The 1,701-nt window shown below is 63.2% G+C and carries 2 protein-coding genes; one reads left to right on the forward strand and one right to left on the reverse strand.

Annotated features, from left to right (window positions below; all coding sequences use genetic code 11):
* A partial coding sequence (locus OKC30_RS20760; protein WP_270809808.1) for an AMP-binding protein occupies window positions 1–631 on the reverse strand: 631 nt, incomplete at its 3' end.
* A gap of 323 nt (window positions 632–954) precedes the next feature.
* On the opposite strand from OKC30_RS20760, the gene OKC30_RS20765 reads away from it, so the two are divergent.
* Entirely contained in the window at window positions 955–1,494 is a 540-nt protein-coding gene (locus OKC30_RS20765) for a glycine zipper 2TM domain-containing protein (protein ID WP_010674678.1), read from the forward strand.
* Window positions 1,495–1,701: the final 207 nt, after the last annotated feature.

Genomic DNA, 1,701 nt, shown 5'->3' on the forward strand with positions numbered 1-1,701 from the left:
CCAGCGGGGCTGACGCCCCGGCGAAATTCCCCTCCCACCTACGTCGGAGGGAGTCCCCTTTCGCATTTAAGATGGCCTGCCACTCGTCCGCCGGCAGCCAGCCGGGTTCGTCCCCGTCCCCCAGGGCGATGAACCCCTCGTAGTCGAGCTCGCCGATCAGCTCCCCTTCCCGGTAGAGGGGATCGTCGATGGCGATCACCAGGGACTGGCTGTCAATGAGAGAGAGCGCCTTTCGCACCACGGCGCCGAACTCCCGGTCCACCAGCACCACCTTGCTCTGGGCGTGCTGGAAGATGAAGGCCATTGCGTCCGCATCGAGCCGGGTGTTGATGGTGTTGAGCACAGCGCCGCTCATGGGTACCCCGAAGTGCGCCTCGAACATGGCCGGCACATTGGGGGCGACGATGGAGACGGTGTCCCCCTCGCCAATGCCGCGACGGCGCAGGGCCGAGGCGAGCTGGCGGCAACGGCGTTCGGTCTGGGCCCAGCTCTGGCGCAAGGGGCCGTGGATCAGCGCCGGATAGTCGGGATAGACCCGGGCGGCCCGCCCCAGAAAGCTCAAGGGGGTCAGCGCCTCGAAATTGGCGGGCGTCTTGCCAAGGCCGGCGTCGTACATGTTCTGCTCTGTCATCGGATCCTTCCTCACAGGGACACAAAACGGGGTGGCACTCGCGGTTCACCACGACCGGCATTGTGCCCTGATGCGGGGCCAGGATGCCGGCTGGAACCGGATGAAAGGGTATCAAGGGGGCCAGATCCCAGGTATTAGCGAAACGTCTTAGGGGCCCTCGGCCCTGCTCCCCCTGTCGCCAATCGCCGACGCTATTTTTGTGCGGTCACTTTTTGCGCAGTCAGCCCCTGTCGCGATCCCGTGGCCCTTGCCTTGAGCCTGCGGCGCAAAATGCCAAGAATGATCCCAAGCCCTCAACGGGTATGAGTACAAGGAGAAGAGTGATGAACAAATCCATGTTGGCAGGTGTCGGGATCGGTGTTGCCTCTGCGCTGGCATTGTCGGCGGTCGCCAGCGGATCCCTGTTTTCATCAGAGCCCCAGTTTGCCGAGGTGCTGGCCAGCAAGCCGGTGACCGAGACCATCAAGACGCCACGTCAGGAGTGCCGCAACGTCACCCTGACCCACCGCAAGCCGGTGCAGGACGAGCACAAGATCCTGGGTACCGTGGTTGGCGCGGCCCTGGGCGGCGTGGTCGGCCACCAGTTTGGCGGTGGCAGCGGCAAGAAGGTGGCCACCGCCGCCGGTGCCGTGGCAGGGGGTTATGCCGGGAATCAGGTGCAGGGCAACATGCAGGCCGGTGATACCTACACCACCACGGAGCAGCGCTGCAAGACGGTGCAGGAGAGCAGCACCCGCACCATCGGCTATGACGTCACCTACCGCCTCGCCGGCCAGGAGGGGGTGGTACGCATGGAGAAGCAACCCGGCCCCACCATTCCGGTCAAGGATGGCAAGCTGGTACTGAGCAACGCGCAGGGTTGATACTCCGTTAGGAGCGCCCTGCCATGAGGAAGGCCCGCCATGACGGTGGGCCTTTTTCATCTTCGCAACCCAACCTGTCTGCAACAAGTCTTCCCAACAAAAGTCTTCCCAACTAAGAAAGGGGCCCGCAGGCTAATGCCAGTCAGTTAAGCCTGACTGGCATTGTTTTTACTAGGTTTTCTCGTCGCATACTTCTGTGGTTTGGCT

The organism is Aeromonas sp. QDB18, assembly GCF_027705325.1.
Lineage (GTDB): Bacteria > Pseudomonadota > Gammaproteobacteria > Enterobacterales > Aeromonadaceae > Aeromonas > Aeromonas caviae.